Below are 4,997 nucleotides of genomic sequence, written 5' to 3'. Positions count from 1 at the left end.
AGTCTGAACGGCCGGCGTGAGCCTGCCCCCTTGGAAGTGGTGCTCCGCGACCGGCCTGGTCAGGCCCGCAGCCCCTCGGCGGCGACCCACGCCTCGCACTGGTCGAGAGCCCGGCCGAGGCGGTCGGCCAGTTCGTCGATCTCCGCTTCCGTGATGATCAGCGGAGGGCAGATCGCCAGGGTCTCGCCGAAGATCGCCCGGAGGATCAGGCCTTCCGCCTCGCAGAGGCTCGCGAGCTTCGCCGCGACGCCCGGCTTCGTGAAGCCGGCCTTCGTCTCCTTGTTCGCGACGAGCTCGAGTGCGCCGATCAGCCCGAGCGCCCGCGCATCGCCGACGAGCGGATGGTCGGCAAAGCCCTGGATGCGCCTGGCGAAGTGCGGTGCCTTCGCAGCGACCTGCCCGACGATGTTCTCGCGCTCGTAGATCTCGAGCGTCTTGATCGCCACCGCCGCCGCCACGGGATGGCCGGAATAGGTGTAGCCGTGGCCGAACGTGCCGAGCTTGCGGCTCTCCTCGACCATCGCCTGGTACACGGCCTCGTTCACCATCACCGCGCCGATCGGCTGGTAGGCCGACGAGAGCGCCTTGGCGACGGAGACGGTGTCGGGCCTTATGTCGAGCGTCTGGGCGCCGAACATCGTCCCGAGCCGGCCGAAGCCGCAGATCACCTCGTCGTCGATCATCAGCACGTCGTACTTGCGAAGCACCTCCTGGATGGCCGGGAAGTAGCCCTTCGGCGGAATGATGACGCCGCCGGCGCCCATCACCGGCTCGGCGATGAAGGCCGCCACCGTCTCGGGCCCCTCGCGAAGGATCATCTCCTCGAGGTTCTGGGCGAGCCGCCTCGAGAAGTCCTCCTCGCTCTCGCCGGCCTCCATGCCCCGATAGGGGTGCGGACAGTCCGTGTGCATTATGTTCTTGATCGGCAGGTCGAAGTCGCCGTGATTGGCGGGCAGGCCGGTCAGGCTCGCCGAGGCGATCGTGACGCCGTGGTAGCCGCGCTGGCGGGCGATGATCTTCTTCTTCTCGGGGCGGCCGAGAGCGTTGTTGTAGTACCAGACGAGCTTGACTTGGGTGTCGTTCGCCTCGGAGCCCGAGCTCGTGAAGAACACCTTCGAGATCTCCGCCGGTGCGATCTCCTTCAGCTTCTCGGCCAGCTCGATGGCGGGGTCGTGGCTCTTGCCGCCGAAGATGTGCGTGAAGGACAGCTTGCGCATCTGCGCCGCGGCCGCCTCGACCAGCTCCTCGTTGCCGTAGCCGAGCGAGGTGCACCAGAGGCCTGCGAGACCCTCGATGTAGTCCTTCCCGTTGGAATCGTAGACGCGGATCCCCTGACCTCGCTCCAGAACCAGCGGGCCGGTCTCCCGGTGCTGGGCGAGGTTCGTGTAGGGATGGATCAGGGTCTCGACGTCGCGTACGGCGAGGTTCGAAAGAGGACTCATGCCTATGACTCCGGAGGGACTAGCGGTCCGGAAGTCAGACTCCAATTCTCTGCCGAAGTCAAAGCGCAAGCCGCATGGCTGACGTGCCCTGTGCAGCGCGATGGGCGGAGTGTGGCGCTATGCGCGAAGGGGCTCGGTCTCGACCGGGGCGGCGAGCTCAGGGGCGAGTTGCATGAGCGCCTCTGACAGATCGGCGGCAGACGCCGTGTGGAGGCCGTGTGGCCCCTCGTCCTCTCCCGCCGTCAGGGCCAGCACGACGAATCCTTGCTCGGCGCCCGTCGACTGGCCGACGAGCCAGTGGACCGGCCCGTGCTCCGGATGTTCCGTGGCCATGCCGAAGAGGCTCACCGTATCCGCGCTGATCATCGCGTCACGTGCCGCCTCGACCGCCCCGTCGAGCCCGCCGTCGTGGCCCGCCCTGGCGAGTGCATCGCGTACCCGGGTGGCGACTCGCTCTGCCACCTGGTCCGCCGTCTCGTGGATGACCGTGTCCATGACTCGATCATGGAGCACGGAAAGCGGCGGAACTTTGTTCGCGGTGTCAGTACGTTATCGGTCAGACGAGCCAGGTCTGCGGGTCGGGGACCGCCTCGCGCTTCGACAGGTGCTGCATGCCCTTCACGCACCGCACGACGAGCCACACGACGACGGCGATCGACACGAGCCACCCTATCAGCACCACCATCAGCACGATCGAGAGGATCGAGTAGAGCAAGCCGATCCAGAAGGTGCGGATGAGGTAGACGTAGTGGGTCTGCAGCCAGCCGCTGGCGTTGCCACGGAAGAGATAGGCGAGCACGACCGCGACGAGCGGCAGGATCGGAATGGCGATGCCGACGAGGTAGAGAATGTAGATCAGGAAAGCGCTCTTCTGCGGATCGCGACCGCTGATCGCGTCGGATACGTCGCCCGCAGGACCACCCGTTCCGTTCCGGTTCGTCTCGCTCATTTCAGTCCCCCTCGGGTCGCACGCGCCGCTTCCGGCGATTCCCCGTCATCGCCCAGGCTGAACGATAGCATCGGCCCGGCCGTGGTGCGACACGTCGTCGGTGCTGGCGTGGCGGAGGGCGTTGCGGTATTTCCGGGTGAGACAACGTGGCGGGCACGGCCGAATCCGCCCAGCGACATGGGGCGTCCGGCGGGAGCATCGGGTTTTGCGGGAGGTTGCCCTATACGACCGGCGGGTGTCGCGGCTCGCCCTGTTCAGCCGGCGGGCGGCGGTGTTCGCGCTCGCGCTCGGACTGCTCGGAATGGCGCTCAACCATGCCGAGAAGCTGGAGACGACGGCGGCGGTCGCGACGTTCATGATGGTGGTGGCGCTCGCCGCGCTGGCCGTCCTCGCGGCGATCGGCGGGATCGTCCGGATCTGGCACCGCGGCCATCTCGGCCTCGCCCAGGCGCTCGCGGGCCTGCTCCTGGGATCGGCCATCCTCGCGGGGCCCGCCTATCTGTCGTGGGAGACCGTGACGAAGCCGATGATCAACGACATCGCGACCGACTGGACGAACCCGCCGGTGATGCCGGCCGCCGTCCGGGACCGCTCGAAGTTCGCGAACGCCCTCCGCCACCCGACGCCGGAGGAGATCGCGGCGCAGGCCGAGGCCTATCCCGAGATCGGGCCGCTGGTCGTCAACATGCCCTCGCAGCGCGTCTACGAGGCCGCCCGTGCCCTCGTGCGCGAGCGGGGCTGGCGGATCCTCGACGAGGCGCGTCCGGACGAGCGCGGGCCCGGGCGGCTCGAGATGGTCGCCCGGACGCCGGTCCTCGGGTTCAAGGACGACGTGGCGGTTGCCGTGACGAATCTGGGCGAAGGCCGGACCCGCGTCGACATGCGGTCGGCATCGCGTATCGGCCGGCACGATTTCGGCAAGAACGCCGAGCGCATCTACGGCTTCCTGACCGATCTCGACGAGCGGCTGCGATCCTCCCCGCTCCTCTGAGCCGGGCGAAGATGCCGCATGACAGCTGCGCCGGGCGCCGGTATGGGAAAGGCGATGAGGACGAGGCGCCGCACCACCCTGTTCGCCGTCCTGCGGATGCTGCGCCCGCAGTTCGCCGCTCTCTGCGCGTTTCTCGTCCTCGGCACCGCCGCGCTGCCGATCGCCCTCGCGGGCGCCTCGCCCGCCGGGGAGGTCATCTGCTCCGGCCTCGCCGACGGCTCCGACCCGGGCCGAGACGCTTCCGCTGACTGCGAGAGCTGCCGGCTCTGCTGCTGCATCCTGGCGGCGCAGCCCGTCCTGCCGCCCGTTCCCGCCACCTTCGCGTCTCTCGCGCCCGCACCACTCGGCTACGAGGCCGCGCCGGCGAGGGCCGCGCCGGATCTCCCGCCATTCACCTCCCGCAGGCAGCGCGCGCCGCCCGTCTCCTGATCGCCCGCAACGACACTTTCGAACCGCCGGACCCGCGAGAAGCCCGTCCGGCGAACGAACGCGCGATCAGGAGACATTGGACATGAAGAAGATCTGCATGCTGGGCGCAGCTGCGGCCGTGCTCGCCGCCGTCAGCCCCGCCCAGGCCCACGTCACGCTCGAGCAGGACGCCGCGGCGGGCGAAACCTACTACAAGGCCGTCTTCAGGGTGCCGCACGGCTGCGCCCCCGGACAGGCCACGAACAAGGTGACCGTCAGGCTGCCGGAGGGTTTCATCTCCGCAAAGCCCATGCCGAAGGCCGGCTGGCAGCTCGAGACGGTGACGGGTGCCTACGCGGAACCTCACGAGATTCACGGCGAGACGGTCGCCGAAGGCGTGCGGGAGGTCACCTGGACCGGCGAACTGCCGGACGAATTTTATGACGAGTTCGTCGTGCGCGGCCGCATTTCCGGCGTCCCGGCGGGCGGCGAGCTCGCCTTCCCGGTGATCCAGACCTGTGGCGAGAGCGAGGTCGCATGGAGCGAGATGGCGGCGGAGGGCGAGGATCCGCACGACCTCGACGCATCCGCACCGACGCTGCGCGTCGCGGAGGGTGGGGCATCGATCGGACACGCGCATGCCGCGCCAGGACATGCCGCGGAGGAGCCGGGATCGGCGGTTCTGGGCGATATTTCGATCTCCCGGGCCTGGATCCGCGCCACGCCTCCCGCAGCGAAGGTAGCCGGCGGCTACCTCACGGTCACGAACGCCGGCGAGGAGGACGACACCCTGGTCGGAGGCTCGGTTTTCTTCGCTGACGGCTTCGAGATCCACGAGATGTCGATGGTGAACGGCGTGATGCAGATGCGGGAGCTTCCCCGAGGCCTGAAAGTGCCGGCGGGTCAGACGGTTACGTTCGAGCCGGGGGGGCTTCACCTCATGCTGACCAACGTGAAGGATCCGCCGGCGGAAGGCGAGTTCCTGAAGCTGACGCTCCGGTTCGAGAGGGCGGGCGAGGTGACGCTCGACGTGCCGGTTTCGGGGATCGGGGCGCGGAGCTACCCGGGCGGCGCTGCCGGGGCGGAGACCGACAGTGGCGCCGCCGGTGTCGGTCACGAGCATGATCACGGCCACGGCGCGACCGGCCACGCGCACTGAGGCCTGAGACGAAGAAGGGGCGGCTTTCCCTGAGGAAGCCGCCCCTTC

The 4,997-nt window shown here is 68.8% G+C and carries 6 protein-coding genes; 3 read left to right on the top strand and 3 right to left on the bottom strand.

Going from position 1 to position 4,997, the window contains the following annotated elements:
* Nucleotides 1–59: 59 nt before the first annotated feature.
* From N177_RS01755 to N177_RS01745, 3 genes are all read right to left on the bottom strand, one after another.
* A complete protein-coding gene (locus N177_RS01755) occupies nt 60–1,442 on the bottom strand; it encodes an aspartate aminotransferase family protein (protein ID WP_023430501.1) in 1,383 nt (460 codons plus the stop codon).
* 117 nt (nt 1,443–1,559) lie between these two features.
* Complete coding sequence (locus N177_RS01750; RefSeq protein ID WP_040484973.1) at nt 1,560–1,937, bottom strand: hypothetical protein; 378 nt, start codon at nt 1,935–1,937, stop codon at nt 1,560–1,562.
* 61 nt (nt 1,938–1,998) lie between these two features.
* Nucleotides 1,999–2,391, bottom strand: coding sequence for a DUF4870 family protein (locus tag N177_RS01745; RefSeq protein WP_023430499.1), 393 nt, complete (start codon nt 2,389–2,391; stop codon nt 1,999–2,001).
* Nucleotides 2,392–2,596: 205 nt separating this feature from the next.
* Here N177_RS01745 and N177_RS01740 point away from each other — a divergent pair, with 205 nt between their 5' ends.
* The 3 genes from N177_RS01740 to N177_RS01730 all read left to right on the top strand — a co-directional run bounded on the left by N177_RS01740 (nt 2,597) and on the right by N177_RS01730 (nt 4,949).
* Nucleotides 2,597–3,382, top strand: a complete 786-nt coding sequence (locus tag N177_RS01740) for a DUF1499 domain-containing protein (protein ID WP_152527810.1) — start codon at nt 2,597–2,599, stop codon at nt 3,380–3,382.
* A gap of 54 nt (nt 3,383–3,436) precedes the next feature.
* Nucleotides 3,437–3,811: a DUF2946 family protein gene (locus N177_RS01735; RefSeq protein WP_152527809.1), complete on the top strand. Its 375-nt coding sequence runs from the start codon at nt 3,437–3,439 to the stop codon at nt 3,809–3,811.
* An 82-nt stretch (nt 3,812–3,893) separates the two neighbouring features.
* Nucleotides 3,894–4,949 carry a DUF1775 domain-containing protein gene (locus N177_RS01730; protein WP_023430496.1) on the top strand — a complete coding sequence of 352 codons (1,056 nt, stop codon included), beginning with the start codon at nt 3,894–3,896 and terminating at the stop codon, nt 4,947–4,949.
* Nucleotides 4,950–4,997: the final 48 nt, after the last annotated feature.

The sequence above is a fragment of the Lutibaculum baratangense AMV1 genome, assembly GCF_000496075.1.
In the GTDB taxonomy this organism is placed as follows: domain Bacteria; phylum Pseudomonadota; class Alphaproteobacteria; order Rhizobiales; family Tepidamorphaceae; genus Lutibaculum; species Lutibaculum baratangense.
This window is presented reverse-complemented; position numbering and strand designations above follow the sequence as displayed.